The 20224-nt window shown below is 65.2% G+C and carries 19 protein-coding genes and 1 pseudogene; 9 read left to right on the top strand and 11 right to left on the bottom strand.

Annotated features, from left to right (window positions below):
• Position 1 precedes the first annotated feature (1 nt).
• The 3 genes from AC1RGE_RS10340 to AC1RGE_RS10330 form a co-directional block, all read right to left on the bottom strand.
• On the bottom strand, positions 2–454 hold the full coding sequence (locus AC1RGE_RS10340; protein WP_015636367.1) for a GNAT family N-acetyltransferase: 453 nt from the start codon (positions 452–454) through the stop codon (positions 2–4).
• An 83-nt stretch (positions 455–537) separates the two neighbouring features.
• Positions 538–894, bottom strand: coding sequence for a 6-carboxytetrahydropterin synthase QueD (gene queD, locus AC1RGE_RS10335; RefSeq protein ID WP_011062303.1), 357 nt, complete (start codon positions 892–894; stop codon positions 538–540).
• Positions 895–1023: 129 nt separating this feature from the next.
• The gene (locus tag AC1RGE_RS10330) at positions 1024–2103 is read right to left on the bottom strand and encodes a patatin-like phospholipase domain-containing protein (protein WP_103290751.1); all 1080 of its coding nucleotides are present in this window, start codon (positions 2101–2103) and stop codon (positions 1024–1026) included.
• A gap of 161 nt (positions 2104–2264) precedes the next feature.
• Between AC1RGE_RS10330 and AC1RGE_RS10325 the strand changes: the two genes are divergently transcribed.
• The 4 genes from AC1RGE_RS10325 to AC1RGE_RS10310 are packed head-to-tail and all read left to right on the top strand — an operon-like array spanning position 2265 to position 4868.
• On the top strand, positions 2265–2573 hold the full coding sequence (locus AC1RGE_RS10325; RefSeq protein ID WP_011062301.1) for a PepSY domain-containing protein: 309 nt from the start codon (positions 2265–2267) through the stop codon (positions 2571–2573).
• Entirely contained in the window at positions 2573–2890 is a 318-nt protein-coding gene (locus tag AC1RGE_RS10320; RefSeq protein WP_011062300.1) for a PepSY domain-containing protein, read from the top strand. The genes AC1RGE_RS10325 and AC1RGE_RS10320 overlap by 1 nt, the downstream gene beginning before the upstream one ends.
• Positions 2890–3558 carry a response regulator transcription factor gene (locus tag AC1RGE_RS10315; protein WP_492584153.1) on the top strand — a complete coding sequence of 223 codons (669 nt, stop codon included), beginning with the start codon at positions 2890–2892 and terminating at the stop codon, positions 3556–3558. The genes AC1RGE_RS10320 and AC1RGE_RS10315 overlap by 1 nt, the downstream gene beginning before the upstream one ends.
• Positions 3555–4868, top strand: a complete 1314-nt coding sequence (locus AC1RGE_RS10310) for a sensor histidine kinase (protein ID WP_011062298.1) — start codon at positions 3555–3557, stop codon at positions 4866–4868. Before AC1RGE_RS10315 ends, AC1RGE_RS10310 begins: the two co-directional genes overlap by 4 nt.
• Positions 4869–4926: 58 nt before the next feature.
• Here the strand turns inward: AC1RGE_RS10310 and AC1RGE_RS10305 are convergent, their stop codons facing one another.
• Both AC1RGE_RS10305 and AC1RGE_RS10300 read right to left on the bottom strand, forming a co-directional pair.
• On the bottom strand, positions 4927–5682 hold the full coding sequence (locus tag AC1RGE_RS10305) for a methyl-accepting chemotaxis protein (protein ID WP_401402980.1): 756 nt from the start codon (positions 5680–5682) through the stop codon (positions 4927–4929).
• Between the two features lie 102 nt (positions 5683–5784).
• A pseudogene (locus AC1RGE_RS10300) lies at positions 5785–6855 on the bottom strand (cache domain-containing protein); the annotation flags it as partial.
• A gap of 566 nt (positions 6856–7421) precedes the next feature.
• On the opposite strand from AC1RGE_RS10300, the gene AC1RGE_RS10295 reads away from it, so the two are divergent.
• Positions 7422–8738 (top strand): Na+/H+ antiporter family protein, encoded by a 1317-nt coding sequence (locus AC1RGE_RS10295; protein ID WP_170866353.1) that lies wholly within the window; start codon positions 7422–7424, stop codon positions 8736–8738.
• A gap of 191 nt (positions 8739–8929) precedes the next feature.
• Positions 8930–10609: a methyl-accepting chemotaxis protein CtpM gene (gene ctpM, locus AC1RGE_RS10290; RefSeq protein ID WP_011062295.1), complete on the top strand. Its 1680-nt coding sequence runs from the start codon at positions 8930–8932 to the stop codon at positions 10607–10609.
• Positions 10610–10758: 149 nt separating this feature from the next.
• On the opposite strand, the gene trhP is transcribed toward ctpM, so the two are convergent.
• A complete protein-coding gene (gene trhP / locus AC1RGE_RS10285; protein WP_019092843.1) occupies positions 10759–12084 on the bottom strand; it encodes a prephenate-dependent tRNA uridine(34) hydroxylase TrhP in 1326 nt (441 codons plus the stop codon).
• 159 nt (positions 12085–12243) lie between these two features.
• Between trhP and AC1RGE_RS10280 the strand changes: the two genes are divergently transcribed.
• On the top strand, positions 12244–13305 hold the full coding sequence (locus tag AC1RGE_RS10280) for an AI-2E family transporter (RefSeq protein ID WP_346625185.1): 1062 nt from the start codon (positions 12244–12246) through the stop codon (positions 13303–13305).
• On the opposite strand, the gene AC1RGE_RS10275 is transcribed toward AC1RGE_RS10280, so the two are convergent.
• The 3 genes from AC1RGE_RS10275 to AC1RGE_RS10265 form a co-directional block, all read right to left on the bottom strand.
• The gene (locus AC1RGE_RS10275) at positions 13302–13484 is read right to left on the bottom strand and encodes a hypothetical protein (protein WP_492584151.1); all 183 of its coding nucleotides are present in this window, start codon (positions 13482–13484) and stop codon (positions 13302–13304) included. The two genes, AC1RGE_RS10280 and AC1RGE_RS10275, sit on opposite strands and share 4 nt — an antisense overlap.
• Before the next feature lie 107 nt (positions 13485–13591).
• Positions 13592–13786, bottom strand: a complete 195-nt coding sequence (locus AC1RGE_RS10270; RefSeq protein WP_011062291.1) for a hypothetical protein — start codon at positions 13784–13786, stop codon at positions 13592–13594.
• A 248-nt stretch (positions 13787–14034) separates the two neighbouring features.
• The gene (locus tag AC1RGE_RS10265) at positions 14035–14403 is read right to left on the bottom strand and encodes a hypothetical protein (protein ID WP_015636359.1); all 369 of its coding nucleotides are present in this window, start codon (positions 14401–14403) and stop codon (positions 14035–14037) included.
• A gap of 249 nt (positions 14404–14652) precedes the next feature.
• Between AC1RGE_RS10265 and AC1RGE_RS10260 the strand changes: the two genes are divergently transcribed.
• Positions 14653–15471, top strand: a complete 819-nt coding sequence (locus tag AC1RGE_RS10260) for a shikimate 5-dehydrogenase (protein ID WP_011062289.1) — start codon at positions 14653–14655, stop codon at positions 15469–15471.
• Between the two features lie 101 nt (positions 15472–15572).
• Here the strand turns inward: AC1RGE_RS10260 and AC1RGE_RS10255 are convergent, their stop codons facing one another.
• On the bottom strand, positions 15573–16223 hold the full coding sequence (locus AC1RGE_RS10255; RefSeq protein ID WP_011062288.1) for a YceH family protein: 651 nt from the start codon (positions 16221–16223) through the stop codon (positions 15573–15575).
• Positions 16224–16444: 221 nt separating this feature from the next.
• A complete protein-coding gene (locus AC1RGE_RS10250) occupies positions 16445–18964 on the bottom strand; it encodes a flavin-containing monooxygenase (RefSeq protein WP_492584149.1) in 2520 nt (839 codons plus the stop codon).
• A 177-nt stretch (positions 18965–19141) separates the two neighbouring features.
• On the opposite strand from AC1RGE_RS10250, the gene AC1RGE_RS10245 reads away from it, so the two are divergent.
• Positions 19142–20164: an AraC family transcriptional regulator gene (locus tag AC1RGE_RS10245; RefSeq protein WP_492584147.1), complete on the top strand. Its 1023-nt coding sequence runs from the start codon at positions 19142–19144 to the stop codon at positions 20162–20164.
• Positions 20165–20224: the final 60 nt, after the last annotated feature.

Raw genomic sequence — 20224 nt, 5'->3', positions numbered from 1 at the left:
TTCAGTCCAGTGGCTTGCTCATGTACACCCGGTGCAGGCCGTGCTCCACGGCGCGGTGGGTTTCCACGTAGCCGTGGCGGCTGTACAGGGCGATGTTCTCGCTCATGGCTGCGTTGGTGTACAGGCGCACGCAACTGTGACCGGCGGCCACGGCCTGTTGTTCGGCAAAGGCCAGCAGTTGCCGGCCATGGCCCCGGCCCTGTGCCTCGGGGTGGACCGCCAGGTTGTCCAGCAGCAGGGCTTGATGGGCGTCCAGCAGGACAACGAAACCGGCGATTGCCTGCTGCTCCTCCAGGACCCAGACCTGCCGGGCCAGCACCAGGCACGAATAGTCTTCGAGCATGGGCGCCGGTTCCCGGCCGATCCGCGCGATATAGGGCGCATAGGCGCGCTTGGCGATGCCTTCGATGGCGGCGAGGTCGGGCAGGGCAGCGGGGCGAATGGTCGGCGGCATGGGCGCGAGTGCTCGGGTAACGGCGGGGTGGGGCAATCATAGGCATAAAAAAACCACCCCGTGGGGTGGTTTCTTCGGTGGGCTTATTCGCCGCGGTAGATGCAGCCGCTGGTGCAGGTTTCGTGGATGCGGATCGCACTCAGCTCCGGCAGCAGGGGCTTGAGCTCATTCCAGATCCATTTGGCCAGGACTTCGCTGGTGGGGTTTTCCAGGCCGGGAATGTCGTTCAGGTAGTTGTGGTCCAGGCGCTCGTACAGCGGCTTGAAGATCGCCTTGATTTCCGAGAAGTCGCGGATCCAGCCGGTGTGTGCATCGACCTCGCCACTGAGGTGGATCGCCACCTTGAACGAGTGGCCATGGAGGCGGCCGCACTTGTGGCCCTCGGGCACGAAAGGCAGGCGGTGGGCGGATTCGAAGGTAAATTCTTTGAAGATTTCCACAGTGTCGGTCAGCTCTGTCAGATGGCTATCGCCCGGGGGCGAGTTGAGGCAGGCGGCGAGTTTATCAGCTTGCCCCGGCGCTTGCGGAAAAACCCTGACTAAAGGGTCAGTGCGCGGCCTGGGGCAGTCTCACAGGCTTTGCAGGCGTTCGCCCAGGCGATTCTGCGCCGCCAGTTCGAGGAACTCGTCCCCCAGGCGCCGGCTTTCGTCCATGGCGCTGCGCCAGTATTTTTGCCGGCCGGCGTCATTGCCCATGAAGCGCTTGAAGTCGTTGCGGTCCGGCAACTTGCCGTAGGGCAAGCGCGCCAGGTATTCCTTCGACGGCGCCAGCAGCAAGACGTCCCGCAGGCGTTCGGGGCTGGCCCGGCGCCAGGGCAGGGTCTTGTCGAACCAGCCGGGGATCACCCGGTCGGTGAAGTGCGGGTAGAGCACGATGTCGCTGCCGCTGTAGGGCAGGTCCAGGTGGTAGTCCAGCAGGCCGCCGTCGCGGAAGGTGCCGGCCCCGGCGCCGGGCAGATCGCGCACGCCCTGCATGACCATGGGGATCGAGCCCGAGGCCAGCAGCGCCTGGCGCAGGTTGCCGCGGTCCAGGGGCACGAAGCGCGAAGGGAAGTCTTCCAGGGTGTGCAAGGGCGGGGCCAGGCGCGGGTCGTGCAGCACCAGGCGCTCGAAGTGCCGGGCCAGGCGCGCGCGGCCCCGCAGATTGTCGGCGATCACCGAGGACAGCCCCAGGCCGAGGCGCCCGCGATGGTCGTCGGCGAGCAGGCCGTGGCTTTTGACCACCATGATGTTCAGCCGGTAGTGAGGGTTGTCGAGGATCGAAGCGTCGCGGCCCTCCAGCAGGTCCTCGAGCATGCGCCGGGAGCTCTGGCTGATCTGCGCCATGGTCACGCCCTTGGCAAAGCTCTGGGCGTTGTACAACTGGCCGAGGCGGCGGATGCCTTCGGCGGCGTCCGGCAGGCAGGCGCTGGCGAAGCGCCAGGAACCCACCGAGGCGCCGATCAGCGAGCGTTCCCGGGGCGCCGATGGCAGCCATTCACCGAACAGCGCCAGGTCCAGGCCCTGGATGCCCAGGGCCTTGGGGCCGCCGGCGGCGCCGGGCAAGGTGCCGACTTCACGGGGGTGCAGGCCTTGCTGGCGGATGCGGGCCAGGGCGCGGGGGCCGGCCTTGAGGGTCAGGGCGGGAAACTTGATATGGATGGCGGTCATACCGGGCTCACTCTTGAATCAGCCGCCGAGTATAGAGACACCTGGGGCCGCGGGCCGAGTGAAACCTGTGTCAGACCCATGCTGGCCATTCAGTTTCAATTAAGTTGCCTTGGGTATGGTCTGCGGCATCGGCCTTTGGCCACCGACTTTGGAGAACTGCCATGAAGACCCTTGCCGCGCTGTTCGGCGCCAGCCTTGTCGCCCTGACCGCCAGCCTGGCCCACGCCCGCGACCTGGGGCCGGACGAAGCCCTGAGACTGCGCGACGCTGGTACCATTGTGTCCTTTGAAAAACTCAATGCCACGGCCCTGTCCCGGCATCCTGGGGCGAGCATCAGTGAAACCGAGTTGGAAGAAGAGTACGGCAAGTACATCTACCAGGTTGAACTGCGCGACCCGCAGGGGCTGGAATGGGACCTGGAACTGGACGCCGTGAGCGGCCAGGTACTCAAGGATCATCAGGACACCTAATGAACCGCACTCTGCGCACCGCCGGCAGCCGTGCAGCCCTGGCGCTGCTGCTGTTCTGCTCCCTGGCCATGGCCCGCGACCTGGACCAGGACGAGGCCCTGCGCCTGCGCCAGCAAGGGGTGATCCTGCCCCTGGAGCAACTGCTCAAGCAGGCCATGGACCGTTACCCCGGGGCCAAGCTGCTGGAGGCCGAGCTGGAAGAAAAGCACGATGTGTACATCTATGAAGTCGAGCTGTTGACTGTGGACGGGGTGGTTCGCGAGCTGGACCTGGAAGCCGCCACCGGGCGTTTGTTGAAAGATGAGGAAGACGACTGATGCGCCTGCTTGTGGTGGAAGACCACGTATCCCTGGCCGATGAACTGCTTGAAGGCCTGAACCGCCAGGGCTACGCCGTGGACTGGCTGGCCGACGGCCGCGACGCGCTGTACCAGGGCGCCGGCGAACCCTATGACCTGATCATCCTCGACCTCGGCCTGCCCGGGGTGCCGGGCCTGGAGGTGCTGCGAAAGTGGCGCGCCGATGGCCTGGCAACGCCGGTGCTGGTCCTCACCGCCCGCGGCTCCTGGGCCGAGCGCATCGAGGGGCTCAAGGCCGGCGCCGACGATTACCTGAGCAAACCGTTCCATCCCGAAGAGCTGCACCTGCGGGTCCAGGCCCTGCTGCGCCGCTCCCATGGCCAGGCCAACCAGCAGACCCTGCAGGCCGCCGGGCTGCACCTGGACGAGGGCCGGCAATGTGTGGTCCGCGACGGCCAGGATGTCTTGCTGACCGCCGCGGAGTTCCGCCTGTTGCGCTATTTCATGCTGCACCCGCAGCAGATCCTTTCCAAAAGCCACCTGGCCGAACACCTCTACGACGGTGAAACCGAGCGCGACTCCAACGTCCTCGAAGTTCACGTCAACCACCTGCGGCGCAAGCTGGGCCGCAGTGTGATCGAAACCCGCCGCGGCCAGGGTTATCTGTTCGGCGGAACCACTTCGTGAGATCGATCCAGCGCCGCCTGAGCCTGGGCCTGATCACGGTGATGGTGGTGGTCGGGCTGGTGCTGGCGCAGACCAGCCTCTGGCTGTTCGAGGTGGGCCTGCAACGCTACCTGGAAGCCGGCCTGCGCAACGACAGCGAGAGCCTGCTGCTGGCCCTGGTGCGCGGCCCTCAGGGGCTGCAGCTGGATGAACGACGTCTGTCGCCGGCCTACCAGCGGCCGTTTTCCGGGCACTATTTCCGTATCGATTTTGCCGATGTGCACTGGCGCTCGCGCTCGCTGTGGGACCAGGAACTGCCGCAACTGGAGCGCGCCGGCCTGCAGGGCAACCTGCAACTGGGGCCGGAGGGCCAGCAACTGCTGGTGCTGCGCAGCGACTACAAGCGCCTCGGGCAGTCGATCTCCATCAGCGTGGCCCAGGACTACACCCCGGTGCGTGAAAGCTTCCAGCGCATGCGCCAGATCGGGCTGGGGCTGGGGCTGGCCGGGCTGCTGCTGATCCTGCTGCTGCAACGCCTGACCGTGCGCCGCGCCCTGCGCCCGCTGGAAACCGCCCGCGAGCAGATCGCCCAGTTGCAACAGGGCCAGCGTTCGCAACTGGATGCCCAGGTGCCGGTGGAACTGGAGCCCCTGGTGGCGCAGATCAACCACTTGCTGGCCCATACCGAAGACAGCCTCAACCGTTCCCGCAATGCCCTGGGCAACCTGGGCCATGCCTTGAAGACCCCGCTGGCGGTGCTCCTGAGCCTGGCGTCGAGCCCCAGGCTCGACGGCCACCCCGAGGTGCGCAGGATGCTCCAGGAACAGTTGGAGCAGGTGCAGCAGCGCCTCAATCGCGAACTCAACCGCGCGCGGCTGGCGGGGGATGCGCTGCCCGGGGTGCTGTTCGAGTGCGATGCCGAGCTGCCGGGGCTCCTGGCGACCTTGAACATGATCCATGGCCAGCACCTGGAACTGAGCTACCAGGCGCCACCGGGGCTGCGCCTGCCCTGGGACCGGGAAGACCTGCTGGAGCTCTTGGGCAACCTGCTGGACAACGCCTGCAAATGGGCGGATGCCCAGGTGCGCCTGAGCGTGGAAGAGCGGCCGCAGGGCTTCTGCCTGGCGGTGGACGACGACGGCCCGGGCATTCCCGAAGCGCGGCGCGATGAGGTATTCGGCCGGGGCACGCGCCTGGATGAACAGACCCACGGCCATGGGCTGGGCCTGGGCATCGTGCGCGACATCGTCGACGCCTGCGGTGGAACCCTGAACCTGGGGGAAAGCGAGTGGGGCGGCTTGCGGGTAGAGATCGAGCTGCCCAGGCGCTGAACTTGCCGGGCGCCAGGTTCGGCGCCCGTGGCGGCTATCGCAGCCTGCGGCAGCGGGGTCAGACGCGGAACTGGTCCATCAGGCTCTGTTGCTGGTTGGCCAGGCTGTTGAGCGACTGGCTGACCCGCGCCGATTCATTGGCCTGCTCCGACAGCGATTCGGTGACATCGCGAATGGTCGCCACGTTGCTGTTGATCTCTTCGGCCACCGCGCTCTGCTGTTCGGCCGCGCTGGCGATCTGCAGGTTCATGTCGCTGATCACGGTTACCGCATCGCCGATCTGGCGCAGGGCGGTGACCGCCTGGCCCACTTGTTCGACGCTGCCCTGGGCCTGGCGATGGCTGTTGTTCATCGAACCCACCACCTCCCGCGTGCCGTTCTGCAGTTGCTCGATCACCAGGCGGGTTTCTTCCACCGACTCCTGGGTGCGCTGGGCCAGGTTGCGCACCTCATCGGCCACCACCGCGAAGCCGCGGCCGGCTTCCCCGGCGCGAGCGGCTTCGATGGCCGCGTTCAAGGCCAGCAGGTTGGTCTGCTCGGCAATCGAGCGGATCACTTCCAGTACCGTGCCGATCTGCTCGCTGTTGGCAGCCAGGCCTTCGACCTGGGTCATGGCGGCACTCATGTCGGCGGCCAGCAAGTCGATGCTGCGGGTGGTGTGGTCGATCACGTTCAGGCCCTGGCGGGTGGCCTGGTCGGCATCCCGCGCGGCCTGGGCGGCCTGGGCCGCGCTGCGGGCCACGTCCTGGGCGGTGGCGCTCATTTCATGGGAAGCGGTGGCCACCTGGTCCACCTGGCGATACTGCTGCTCCATGCCGGCGCTGGTCTGGGTGGCGATGGCCGAAGACTGGTCGGCGGTGCCGCGAGCGTCCTGCACCGAGCGTTTTACCTCGGCGATGATCGGCTGCAGCTTGTCCAGGAAGCGGTTGAACCAGCCGGCCAGTTGGCCCAGTTCGTCCTGCTTGTCGTAGGCCAGGCGTCGGGTCAGGTCGCCTTCGCCGCTGGCGATGTCTTCGAGCATGTGGGCCACGCCGAGGATCGGCCGGGTCACGCTGCGGGCCATCAGCCACACCAGCAACAGGCCCACCACCGCGGCCAGCAGGCCCAGGCCGAGCTCGATCAGGGTGCCGCTGTTGTTGCGCGCATCCAGCTCGCTTTTCAGGGCTTCGGCCGGGCCTACCAGGACTTTTTCCGGAACATCCAGCAGTACGCCCCAGGCCTTGCCACCGGGGATCGGGGTGAAGGGCGCCAGCACCTTGAGTTCACGGTTGCTGTGCAGGCTCTGGGTCTGGGTGCTGTTGGCCAGCAGGCGGATCAGCTCGGCGCCGTTGGTGGTGTCGACGCTGTCCAGGCGCTGGCTGAGCTTGCTGGCGTCCGGGCTGTAGCCGGCCAGCAGGCCCACCGGGCTCAGGATGCTGACGTTGGTCTGGCCGGCATAGAGGCGCTTGCTGGCGCTCTGGCTGATGGCCTGGAGGCTGTTGAGGTTGATGTCCACCGACAGCGAAGCGATGACTTTGCCGTCCACCATCAGCGGGAAGACGATGCTGGTCATCAGCACCTTCTGGCCGTCGATGTCATAGAAGTAGGGTTCGATCACGCAGGGCTTGAGGGTACTGCGCGGGCAGGTGAACCAGGCGTTGGCCGGCTGGCCGCTGGGGCCGGTGCGGGTGTCGCTCATGTCGCTTTCGGGCAGTGACATGGAGGTCAGCTTGCCCGGGGTGGGTTGGGACCAGTACAGGGCGAAGCGGCCCTTTTCGTTGCTACCCAGTTCGCTCTGGCCGCCGAACAACTCGTCCTTGCCGTCCAGGGCGTTGGCTTCGAACACCAGGGACAGGCCCAGCAAGTCGGGGTTGGCCTGCAGCGCCGACTTGACCTGGCGGGTCAGGTCCTCGCGCAGGTCGAAGGCGTCGAGGAAGCGTTTCTCGGCCTGTTCCCGCAGGAACAGCACCTGACGCGAGAAGCCGTGGCCGTATTGATAGGCGTCCATGAATTGCTGGCGAATGCCCAGTGCCTGGACTTCACCCTGGGCCTCGATCCGCGCCTGGGCGGCTTCGTTGAGCATCTCCATGCTCGAGGCCTTCACCAGCTCGGAGCTGTGCTCCATGCGATACAGCGAAAGCCCCACCAACAGCGACACGATGCCCAACAGGCAGAGTCCGGCCAGCAAGGTGATTTTCCATTGGATGGAAAGTTGTCTGAGCGACATGGAGACGTCCTTTATTCGATAAATATCTGAGACTTTGCACTGTAGCGGCCGACCAATGGCGTTCTTTAAACGCTTGTTCGAAATAAACCGCGAGGCGCTGGGGCTGCTGTGCAGCCCAGTGCGAGCAAGCTCCCTCACCACGGGTACGGGGTTGGTCTTGGGGGCTTTACGAGCAAGCTCGCTCCTGCGGGCGGCGGGGTGCGGGGTTTTGACAAGCCGGGTCGGCTGCTGCAAAGTGCGCCCCCCTAATAAGAACCTCTTTCATTTCGATGTCGGCAGCCCGCTGCCTTCCGGTCGGTCACAGGCTTTTGCGCCATTTTTAGCGGCGCAGTAATGAGGTAACGATGATTAACGCAGTAATTGCCGCGGTTGGCGTAATGCTGGTGCTCAGCCTGTCCCGCGTGCATGTAGTGATCGCCCTGATCATTGGCGCCCTGGTGGGCGGCCTGGCCGGCGGCCTGGGCATCGAGGCCACGCTCAAGGCCTTCAATAGCGGCCTGGGGGGCGGTGCCACCGTGGCCATGTCCTACGCCTTGCTCGGTGCTTTCGCCGTGGCGATTGCCAAATCCGGGCTGGCCCACGCGTTGGCGGACAAGATCCTGCTGCTGGTGGACCGGCAGGACGCCAACGGCGGCGGCCAGGTCAAGTGGCTGCTGATCGGCCTGCTGTGGGTGGTGGCGATTGCCTCGCAGAACATCCTGCCGATCCACATTGCCTTCATTCCGCTGCTGGTGCCGCCGCTGCTGTATGTGCTGACCAAGCTGCAACTGGATCGCCGGCTGATCGCCTGTGTGATCACCTTCGGCCTGATCACCCCCTACATGTTCCTGCCGGTGGGTTTCGGCAACATCTTCCTCAACGAAATCCTCCTGGCCAACGTGGCCCGCAGCGGCGTCGATATCAGCCAGGTCAACGTCACCCACGCCATGGGCATTCCCGCCCTGGGCATGCTTTGCGGCTTGCTGCTGGCGTTCTTCAGCTACCGCAAGAAGCGCGTCTATGACCTGGACCGCATCGAGAAGGTCGAGCAGGTGGCGGTGCAGTACAACCCGCGGACCCTGCTGGTGGCCGCGGCGGCCATAGTCGCGGCGTTCGTGATCCAGCTGCTGCTGGACTCGATGATTATCGGTGCCTTGTGCGGTTTTCTGATTTTCTCGGTGTCGGGCATCGTGCGCTGGCGCGAGACTGACGAGCTGTTCACCGAAGGCATGAAGATGATGGCCATGATCGGCTTCATCATGATCGCCGCCTCGGGGTTCGCCGAAGTGATGAAGGCCACCGGCGAGGTCAATTCCCTGGTCCAGGCCTCGGCGGCCTGGATCGGCCACAGCAAGGGCGTGGGCGCCTTGCTGATGCTGCTGGTGGGCCTGCTGGTGACCATGGGCATCGGCTCGTCGTTCTCCACGGTGCCGATCCTCGCGGCGATCTTCGTGCCTTTGTGTGTGCAACTGGGCTTCAGCCCGCTGGCCATCGTCTGCATCGTCGGCACCGCCGGTGCCCTGGGCGATGCCGGTTCGCCGGCCTCGGACTCGACCCTGGGACCGACCTCGGGCCTGAATATCGACGGCCAGCACCACCACATCTGGGACACCGTGGTTCCGACCTTCCTGCACTACAACCTGCCGCTGCTGGCCTTCGGCTGGGTGGCGGCCATGGTCCTCTGATCATCTCGCTCTCGTAGAAGCCGGGGGTTGTCGTAAGAGCTGGCTTGCCAGCGAAGGCATCGGCAAGGTCGGTGCAAGGCTCGAGGGCCCCTTCGCCGGCAAGCCGGCTCCTAGGGGTTCAGGCTCAACTTTTTTTTTGGCGTGCCGTTAACGGCATATCACGCCAATAAAAAACCAAGAGTGAGCCCCCTATGCGCTTGAGCCTGAAGGCCAAAGTCCTGTCCCTGGCAGTACTCCCGGTACTGCTGTTCGCCCTGGTGATCAGCCTGAGCACCGTGCTCATGCTGCGCCAGCAGGCACAGAAGGAAGTCGAGGAAACCCGCAACCGGCTGCTGACTGAAGCCAAGGCCACCCTGCAGAGTTATGTGGAAGTCGCGCTGACTACCGTCAAGCCGCTCTACGATGCGGCGGCGCAGGGCGATCAGGCCGCCCGGGCCGAAGTGGTCAAGCTGCTGTCCAATATCAGCTATGGCAAGGACGGCTACTTCTTCGGCTACGACTCCGAGACTGTGCGCCTGTTCAAGGGCAACAGCCCGGACGGCGTGGGCAAGAGCTTCAAGGACAACCGCGACCCCAATGGGGTGTACGTCAACCGCGAGCTGGTGCGGGTCGGCAAGGACGGCAGCCACTATGTGCAATACAGCTCGACCCAGCCGGGCAGCGACGTGCTGGTGCCCAAGCTGGGCTACACCGAGTACCTGCCCAAGTGGGACATGGTGCTGGGCACCTCGGTCAACCTCGATGGCATCGACGCCCAGGTCGCCGCAGTGCAGAGCAGCGTCAACCAGCGCATGGAAGGCATGGTCCTGAGCATCCTCGGGATCGCCGCGGTGGTGCTGGTGGTGATCGCCGCCCTGGGCATGCTGGTGGCCAACACCATGCTGCGCCCGCTGAACCTGATGAAAGCCAACCTCGACGATATCGCCGCCGGCGAGGGCGACCTGACTCGGCGCCTGGCCATTACCAGCCAGGACGAACTGGGGCAGTTGGCCGGCTCGTTCAACCGCTTTGTCGACAAGATCCACGGCCTGGTGCGGCAGATCACCGAGATGACCGGCCAGCTCACCGAACTGGTGACCCAGGTCTCGGATCAGGCCCAGCGTTCGGAACAGGCCATGGAGCGCCAGCGCCACGAGACCGATCAGGTGGCCACGGCGATCAACGAAATGTCCTCCGCAGCCCACGAGGTGGCCCGCAGTGCCCAGGGCGCAGCCGTTGCCGCCCAGCAGACCGATGAAGAGGGCCAGGCGGCCAAGCGCGTGGTGGATGGCAGCATCCAGCAGATCCATGCGCTGGTCAGCGATATCCGCAATAGCGGTACTTCCCTGGACAGCCTGCAGCAGGACGTGACGTCGATTGTCAGCGTGCTGGACGTGATCCGCTCGATCGCCGAGCAGACCAACCTGCTGGCCCTGAACGCCGCCATCGAAGCGGCTCGGGCCGGGGAGGCCGGGCGCGGTTTTGCGGTGGTGGCCGACGAAGTACGGGCCCTGGCCAGCCGCACCCAGCAGAGCACTCAGGAAATCCAGGGCATGATCGACCGCCTGCAGCAGGGCACCCGGGTGGCGGTGGACGCCATGCGCCGTTCCAGCGATGCCGGTGACGGCACCTCGGTGAAGGCCAACGAAGCCGGGGCGTCGCTGGACACCATGGCCCAGTTGATCGGCACCATCAATTCGATGAACGCGCAGATTGCCAGTGCGGCGGAAGAACAGACCGCGGTGGCCGAGGAGATCAATCGCAGCGTGCATCAGATCGCCGTGGCGGTGGACAGTGTGGCCGATGAAACCCAGCGCGGCGCCCAGACTTCCCGCAGCCTGGCGGACCTGGGCCAGCGCCTGGGGCGGCTGGTGGGACAATTCCGTATCTGAGGGCGGGGCGCCGGTGGCTGGTGTAGCCGCTGCCAAGCCTGCGAGGCTGCGAAAAGGCCCGAAGGGCCTTGCGTGGCGGTCTTTAGGCAGCCCACCAGAAGGTCCCACCGCCCCCGTCAACAGCTACATCAGGGTGTTACCTGCACGGCTCAGGCGCTGATATCGCGCATCAGCAGGCCAAAGCGCAGGTCCACCTGATCAGGGATCGGCAGGTACACCGTATGGCCGTCACCTGGCGCCACTTCGATGGCTTCGCCCTTGGCGTTCTGCAACTGGTGCAGGTCGAAGTGGAAATTGCCCCGAGGGGTCATCAGTTCCATGTGATCGCCCAGGGCGAAACGGTTTTTCACCTTCACTTCGGCCAGGCGGTCGCGGCGTTCGCCGGTCAGTTCACCGACGAACTGCTGGCGCTCCGACACCGAGCTGCCGTTCTGGTAGTTCTGATACTCGTCATGCACATGCCGGCGCAGGAAACCCTCGGTGTAGCCGCGCTGGGCCAGGGACTCCAGATCGCTCATCAACTGGCGGTCGAACTCGCGGCCAGCGGCGGCATCGTCGATGGCCCGGCGATAGACCTGGGTGGTGCGTGCGCAATAGAAGTGCGACTTGGTGCGCCCCTCGATCTTCAGCGAGTGCACGCCCATGCGGGTCAGGCGCTCCACGTGTTGCACCGCCCGCAGGTCCTTGGCGTTCATGATGTAGGTGCCGTGCTCGTCCTCGAAGGCCGGCATCAGCTCGCCCGGGCGATTGGCTTCCTGCAGCAGGAACACCTGGTCGGTGGGGGCGCCCAGGCCCAGGGTCGGCTCCGGCTGGTAGCTCTGCACGATGTCGCCCACGGCATTCTCGGTGGCCGCCTGGGCGCTGTATTTCCAGCGGCAGGCATTGGTGCAGGTGCCCTGGTTGGCGTCGCGCTTGTTCATGTAGCCCGACAGCAGGCAACGCCCGGAGTAGGCCATGCACAGCGCCCCGTGGACGAAGACTTCCAGCTCCATGCCCGGCACCTGCTGGCGGATTTCCTCGATCTCCTCCAGGGACAGTTCCCGGGACAGGATGATCCGGGTCAGGCCCTGCTGTTGCCAGAACTCGACGCTGGCCCAGTTCACCGTGTTGGCCTGCACCGAGAGGTGGATCGGCATCTGCGGGAAGTGCCGGCGTACCAGCATGATCAACCCCGGGTCGGACATGATCAGCGCATCCGGGGCCATCTCGATCACCGGCGCCAGGTCCTTGAGGAAGGTCTTGAGCTTGGCATTGTGTGGGGCGATGTTGACCACCACGTAGAAGCGCTTGCCCTGGGCCTGGGCCTCGCGGATGCCGAGGGCCAGGTTGGCATGGTCGAATTCGTTGTTGCGTACCCGCAGGCTGTAGCGCGGCTGGCCGGCGTACACCGCGTCGGCGCCGTAGGCGAAGGCGTAGCGCATGTTCTTCAGGGTGCCGGCGGGGGCCAGGAGTTCGGGTTTGGCGAGGAGCGTCATGGGGCTGTCGGTCGCAAAAGGTCGCGAGGGTAAGCCAGTGCGCTAGGGTATTCATTGATCTGGATCTATGCCGACAGCAGAAAAAACGGCACTCGGCGCCGCGGCCGGGGACTAAGCCTCAGGACGCTGATTTTCCGCGTGACAGACCTGGACCTGTAGATGAACCAAACCAACCTGCAAAACAAAAGCCTGCTGCTATTGCTGGCACTGGTGACCCTGGCCTTTATCTGGATTCTGCTGCCGTTCTACGGTGCGCTGTTCTGGGCAGTGATCCTGGGCATTGTCTTCGCCCCCTTGCAGCGTCGGCTGCAGGCCCGCTTCGGCTGGCAGCGCAACTTGACGTCCCTGTGCACCCTGTTGATCTGCCTGGTGATCGCGATTCTGCCGGTGATCATCACCAGCGTGCTGCTGGTGCAGGAGGGGGCCGAGCTGTACAAGAAAATCGAAAGCGGCCAGCTGGATATCGCCGCCTACCTGGCTCAGTTCAAGCACAGCCTGCCGCCGTACTTCCAGCACCTGCTGGACCGCTTCGGCCTGGGCGAACTCAAGGGGCTGCAGGAGAAGGTGGTCAAGAGCGCGATGCAGGGCAGCCAGTACCTGGCGACCCAGGCTTTCAGCTTCGGCCAGGGCACCTTCGAGTTCGTGGTGAGCTTCTTCATCATGCTCTACCTGCTGTTCTTCTTTCTGCGCGACGGCCCGGAGCTGGTGCGCAAGATCCGCACCGCCGTGCCCCTGGCGGAATACCAGAAGCGCCGCCTGCAATTGAAGTTCAACCGAGTGGTGCGGGCCACGGTCAAGGGCAATGTGCTGGTGGCGGTGACCCAGGGCGCCCTGGGGGGCTTGATCTTCTGGTTCCTCGAAATTCCCAGCGCCTTGCTCTGGGCGGTGCTGATGGCGTTCCTGTCACTGTTGCCGGCCGTGGGGGCGGGGATTGTCTGGGGGCCGGTGGCGGCCTACTTCCTGATCAGCGGAGCGATCTGGCAAGGGGTGGTGCTGGGGCTGTTCGGGGTGTTCGTGATCGGCCTGGTGGACAACCTGCTGCGGCCCATCCTGGTGGGCAAGGACACCAAGATGCCGGACTACCTGATCCTGATCTCGACCCTGGGAGGGCTGGCGATCTTCGGCCTCAACGGCTTTGTCATCGGGCCCCTGATTGCCGCGCTGTTCATGTCCAGCTGGGCCCTGTTCGTCGAGACCCGGCCCCGGGTGCAGTTGCCCTAGGGCTGGACGATGCGCAGCGCCAGTTGCCGGGACAGGGCCTGGGCGGCGGGCAGGGAGGTCAGCGGGCCGCTGACCATCTCGCCGTCGCGCACCAGGTACCAGCAAGCCAGCAACCCCAGTTCCCTGAGCGATGCGGGGACCGCGCTGCCAATGACGGACATGATCTGAACCTTGGGCATGACAACCTCCTCGATCTGAGGGGGTTACCTTACAAAGCCCCAAGTGCTACGAAAAATCACCCAATCTGATAGTGGACATTGATGCCGGTGCTACCGCAGCCGGCAGTTCAGTCCACCACCTGGTCGAGCATGTGCAGCACTTCCTGCTCGTTGAGCAGGCCCTTGCGCACCAGGTTCTGGGCCAGCAGCGAGAGGAACTTGGCGCTGCGGTGGCCTTCCAGGTGCTTGAGTTCGGTCAGGGCGTCGTACACCCGGCTGGAGGTGCAGAGGCCGGCGACGCGGTGCGGGTTTTGCGTGGGCATGGATTCGTCCTTGTTGTTATGGGCCTGTGGCGAGCGGACTGTGTCGATCTTGTCGTCCTTGAATGACACAAACATGACAGTCGCATGTCGCTCACCGCAGCCGTGGGATCAGTACACTATTGCCGGATTTAAACGCAAATACTGTTCCAGTCACGACATGCTTGAGAATTATTCAGACATTCGGATAGTGGCAAAATGCAACAAGCCCCGCTTTGGGGGCGGGGCCTGTTGTTTGATTCTGCCAGTGCTTACCAGCGGCCGGGACCCGGGCCGTAGTAGTAATGCGGGTGGCCGTAGTAACCGCGAGGTGGCCCGTAGTACACCGGTGCCGGGCGGTAGTAGACCGGTTGCTGCACATAGACCGGTGCCGGCTGGTAGTAGACCGGTGGTGGCGGTGCGGCATAGACCGGCTGCGGTTGGACATACACCGGCGCTTGCTGCACATAGACCGGGCGATCCTGGTTGGCGATCACCGAACCCACTACGGCAGCGCCGACAACAGCACCCAAGGCGGCGGGCCCGACCCAGCCACCACCACCGTGGGCTGAAGCCTGGCCTGCGACAGCGAGTGCACCAATGAGCAAGGCTATCTTGGGGATTTTGGAGATCATGGTCATTCCTCGGTTCAACCCCAGCGTTTATGGTCTGCACCAGACTCAAGAACTGACGCGGGGATACTTCTAAGACAGCGGTTCCTGCGAAATCTGCACAGCCGCTGAGTAAATATTGTGTAAGGTCTGTACCGGTCTCTTTACCGTCATCCCTGGGCGGTGGCGAAGGCCGGTGAACACGCGCCGATATGATCAGGCCAAGCGGCGCGCCAGACCAATCCCGTCCATCTGAAAGTGCCGAGCGAGGAAACCGATATGCAAATGAACCCCAACAAAGACACTCAGTTGTGCATGTCCTTGTCCGGGCGCCCGGGGAATTTCGGCCTGCGTTTTCACAACCACCTGTATGAGCAGTTGGGTCTCAATTTCTACTACAAGGCCTTCAGCAGCCAGGACCTGCCCGGCGCCGTCGCCGGGATCCGGGCGCTGGGCATCCGCGGTTGCGGGGTGTCCATGCCGTTCAAGGAAGACTGCATCGCCCTGGTGGATGAGCTGGATGCCTCGGCCCGGGCCATTGCCTCGATCAATACCATCGTCAACACCAACGGCCATCTCAAGGCCTACAACACCGACTACATCGCCGTGGCGCAATTGCTCGCGGGCCACGGGGTGCCTCGAGAGTCGAGCTTTGCCCTGCGCGGCAGCGGCGGCATGGCCAAGGCCGTGGCCAGTGCCTTGCGTGATGGTGGTTATGCCAACGGGGTGATCGTGGCCCGCAACGAAGTGGCCGGGCGCGCCCTGGCCAGCTCCCTGGGTTATGAGTGGCAGGCCGAGTTGGGCAGCCTGCGGCCGCAGATGCTGATCAACGTCACCCCGATCGGCATGAGCGGCGGGCCAGAGGCGCAGCAGCTGGCGTTCGACGCCGAGGCGATAAAGGCGGCGCAGACGGTGTTCGACGTGGTGGCGGTGCCGCCGGAGACGCCGTTGATCCTGCGGGCCCGGGCCGAGGGCAAGCAGGTCATCACCGGGCTGGAAGTGATTGCCATCCAGGCGCTGGAGCAGTTCGTGCTTTATACCGGGGTGCGCCCGAGCGAAGAGCAGTTCCAGAAGGCCGTGGCCTTCGCCCGCCCCTGAGCCCGAAGCCCTGTCACCGCTGCCGCAGGCCGCGACAAGGCCAGCAGGGACCTGAAGCCCCCTTCGAGGTCGATCGCAGCCTGCGGCAGCGGCTCCGGGGTTCAGCCTTCGAGTTGGGCCAGGCGCTCTTCCAGGGCAGCGATCCGCGCTTCCAGTTCTTCGATGCGTTCCACTGAAACCGCGCCGCCGGCGCTGCGCTCAACCGGGTTGCTGCGGGCGGCGAGGATTGCCTCGATGTCCGCCGGGTCACCCAGGGCGTGGGTATAACGGTCTTCGCGCTGGCCGGCCTGCCGCGGAATGTGCAGGGCCAGGCCCCGGGCAATCAGGCGTTCGAGCTGGTGCAGGACCTGTTCGCTGTCTTCGAAATCATGCATGCGCCCGCTACGGGTCAGCAGTTCGTTGACCGTCTGCGGGCCACGCAGGAACATCAGGCCGCACAGGATCAGTTGCGCCGGCACCAGTTCCAGGGCCTTGTCCAGGCGCTGTTCCCAGCGATCGGCGCGGCTGCCCATCACCAGGCGGGTGAAGCCCCGGGCTTCGAGGGCACGCAGGCTTTGCCCGACCTGACCCTGGGTCAGGTTCATCACCGGTTCGCGGCTGGTTTTCTGATTGCAGGCAATCACCAGGGCGTTGAGGGTCAGGGGATAGGTTTCCGGGCTGGTGGCCTGCTTTTCGATCAACGAACCCAGGATGCGGATATCGGTACTGCTCAAGCGCAGTGCTTCACCGGGTGTGTCGTGCTCGCTGCTCATAAGTGCTGGTCCCTTGGTCACTGATGGATGGATCGTGAAAAAAAACGCCACCGGGCGCTGGAACAGCGTCCGGGTTTTCTGCGTGGCCGGGTCGGCCGCTTTCGAGGGGCTCTGTTTTACCTCCAGAACCCGGATCTTGCCATCAGAACTTGGCGCGGCCCGCGCCGGCGCCGGTTGACCGGGCCGCCCCCGCCACCATGCTTTGGGCGAGGGCGGCCGGTTCAGCTGGGTTGCGGATCTGTTGCAGGCTGTGTCGTACGGGGTGAGTCGGCTGCCTGCGGGGTTTGGCCCGCGGTCTCCAGGCACTGGCGGGCAAACCGGGCGAGGCCCAGCAGGGCGTTTCTCGCGGAGCGCAGGTAGAACGCCTGCAACTGGAACACGTGCCAGCGGCCCTGGTGGATTTTCAACTGGCAAGCCACCCCGGACTGCCTGGCACGCTCAGCCAGGCGCGTGGAGTCGGATAGCAGCAGTTCCTGGTCGCCCACCTGGATCAGCATCGGTGGCAAGCCGCGCAGGTCTGCTTCCAGGGGGCGGTGGCTCAGTGCTTGAACGGGCGCTGCGTAGGCCTTGAGGGCTTGCTCCAGCCAGTCGCGGCGGATCATCGGGTCGGCCTCCTGGCGCGATTGCATGCTGGCGCCGCCCAGGTCCGGATCGGTGACCGGCGACAGCAGCATCAGCCCGGCGGCAATCCCGTCACCACGCTCCTTCAGGGACAGGGCCAGGGCCAGCACCAGGGCGCCGCCGGCGGAGTCGCCGGCAATCAGCAGCTTGTCCGCCGGGCAGAGCTGGGCGCGGATCGCGTCGTAACAGGCCAGGCAATCCTCCAGCGCGGCGGGGTAGGGGTGTTCCGGGGCCAGCCGGTAGTCCGGCACCCACACCGCGCAGCCGCTGTCCCTGGCCAGGCGGCTGGTGACGCTGTAGTGAGAGCGCGGGCTGCCCAGGCAGAAGGCGCCACCGTGCAGGTAGAGAATCACCCCCTTGGGCGCCCTGGTTCCGGGTTCGACAATCTGCAACGAGAGCCCGTCCAGCTGCATGCTCCGGCGGTTCACGCCCAGGCAGCCGGGCATCAGCCATGACAACCGGTCGACTATCTTGCGCTGGCTGGCCAGGGGCCGGGGCGGGCCGATCAAGGCCCTGAAACTGACCCGCAGGAAAACCCGCAGGAAGGCTGCGTTGGCCCGCTCCAACCAGTCCCGGGGGGCGGCTATGCGTTGCCCGTCGCAGGCTGGGGATTGGGTGTCCAGCGGGCTGGACAGGCGATAGGCCGCCAGCCCGGCGTAGCGCGCCAGCCAGCGGTAGGACCAGGTGAAGCCTGGCCAGTTGGTGCTGTTGTGCCCCCGTTCGTCGACATACCAGCTCTTGCAGCCGCTCCACACCGAAGTGGCCAGGCGGCGCTGGATGCCCAGTTGAAAGCGCTGGTGGCGCTGCTCGTCCACTTCCACATGGCTGGCGCCGCTGTCCAGCAGGGCCTGGCGGGCCTGCATGACGTGGGAAATCTGGCTTTCCAGCATATGGATGATGGAGTTGTGGCCCAGGTTGGTGTTGGGCCCGTAGAGCATGAAGAAGTTGGGAAAACCCGGCACGCTGATGCCCAGGTAGGCCGCCGCGCCACCTTGCCAGGCCTGGTTCAGGTCGAGCCCGTCGCGTCCGGTGATGCGCATGGGCGAGAGGAACTCGGTGGCGGCGAAACCGGTGCCATAGATGATCGCGTCCACGGCGTGTTCCTCGCCGTCCAGGGTTTCGATGCCGTGCTCGGTGATCTGCCGGATGCCTCGGGTCAGCAGGTGCACATGGGGCAGGTCGAAGGTCTTGAGGTAGTCGTTGGACAGCAGGATGCGCTTGCAGCCGATGGGGTAGTCCGGGGTCATCTGGCGGCGCAGTTCGGGGCTGGCGACCGAGGTGTGCAGCAGCTTCTTGAACGGGCCACCGACCACCCACTTGGTCAGGCCCTGCAGGCGCGTGAAGCCCAAAGCCCGGGATTCGAAGTGCAGGTAGTGGGCCGCACGCACCAGCTTCATCTTCCAGGGTTGGCGCAGGAAGCGCTGCTTTTCCTCGGCACTGTAGGGGCGGTCGGCCTTGGGCATGATGTAGGCCGGTGAGCGTTGGAAGACCTTGAGTTCGGCCACCTGCCTGGCAACCTCCGGGACGAACTGGATGGCCGAGGCGCCGGTGCCGATCACCGCCACCCGCTTGCCCGCCAGGGGATAGTCATGATCCCAGTGGGCGGAGTGGAAGACCCGGCCGCGGAAGCTGGCCATGCCCGGCAGGTCGGGCAGGGCCGGGCGGCTCAACTGGCCGGTGGCGCTGATCAGCAGGCGGGCGGCATGGCGCTGGCCATCGGCGCAGGTGACATGCCAGCAGGCATTGGCGGTATCGAATTCGGCATGGCGCACCTCGGCGCCGAAGCGGATATGGGGTTTGAGCTCATAGACGCCGGCACAATGTTGCAGGTAACCATGGATTTCTGCCTGGGGCGCGAACACCCGGGACCAGTGCGGGTTGGGTTCGAAGGAAAACGAATACAGGTGCGAGGGCACGTCGCAGGCAGCGCCGGGATAGCTGTTGTCGCGCCAGACGCCGCCCACGTCCTGGCCTTTTTCAAGAATGACGAAACGGTGCACGCCCGCCTTGCGCAGGGCGATGGCCATGCCCAGGCCGCCAAAGCCGCTGCCGATGATGATGGCCTCCAGCGGTGTGGCCGAGTCGGGGGCGGGGTGTGTAGCAGGTGCGAATTCGCGCATGACGACCTCGTTGTTATTGTTGTGCGGCGCAGGGTTGATGCTCCCGGGGCCACTTCCTTGTTTCTGCGGTGCAGCCCCGATCAGTGAAGCATGCGGGGAATAAACCGTGGACCCCATGCTGTAACGGGACAAGTGCTTTAGTATTTGGGCCAACACCTTTCTTCACGAGCCGCGCCCATGAGCACTCAGTCGTTCACCCGGGGACCGTCCAGCGCCTTGCTGCTGCTCGGTTTCGGCTGCGAAAAGGGCTTGGCGCCAGCGCGGTTGCTGGCCGGTTGCGGGCTGTCCCGGGAGCAGTTGCAAAACCCCAACAGCCTGCTGTCGGCGGCCCAGGAGTTGCGCCTGGCCAGTAACCTGCTGGCGCTGCTCGGCCAGCCCCGGGGCCTGGGGTATGCAGTGGGTGCGCGTTATCACTTCTCCACCTATGGCCTGTTCGGCTACGGCCTGATCAGCAGCGCCACCCCGGCGGATGCCCTGGCCCTGGCCTTGCGCTTCCTGCCGCTGACCTATGCCTTTGCCGAGATCGGTTACCGGCTGGAGCCGGGGCTCGGGGTGCTGACCTTTGCCGAGCCTCGGGTGGCGGACCCCTTGTTGGCGCAGTTCCTGTTACAGCGGGACATGGCGGCCGCCGCGACGCTGATGCAGGAAATAGTCGGTGCGGATTTTCGCCTGCTGCGTTTCGGTCGCAGTGTCAGCCCTGAGCTGGAAGGGGACGAGCCGGCGCAGATTCTCGGGGTGCCCGCCGACTATCGGGCCGACGCCAATACCCTGGCATTCGACCGGCGTTTCCTGCACCGGCCCTTGCCCCAGGCCAACCCGCTGACGGTGGCCATGTGCGAGCAGATGTGCGCGCAGTTGCTGGAGCGGCGACAGGCCCATCAGGGGGTTGCCGCGCTGGTCCGCCAGCACCTGGATGCCCTGCCGGCGGCAAGCGTACCGGACTTGCCGGCCATGGCCCGGCTGCTGTGCACCAGCGTGCGGACCTTGAAGCGACGCTTGCAGGAGGAGGGCACCTGCTATCGGCAGGTACTGGCCGGGCATCGAGGCGCCCGGGCCCTGGAGTTGCTGGGCAATCCGCGGCTGAGCCTGTCCCAGGTTGCCGAAAGGCTTGGCTTCAGTGACCTGTCGAGTTTTTCCCAGAGCTTCAAGCGCTGGTTCGGCGTGGCCCCCAGCGTGTATCGCCAGGAGCACTGCGGATAAAGGCCCCGTGCTGGCGTGCTGTGGCTATAATCGCTGCTCGCTGTATTCCCGCCATTCCCT

Source organism: Pseudomonas sp. GW823-FHT02C05 (genome assembly GCF_058797595.1).
Note: the sequence above shows the minus strand (reverse complement) of the source record. Positions and strands in the feature narration are given on the sequence as shown.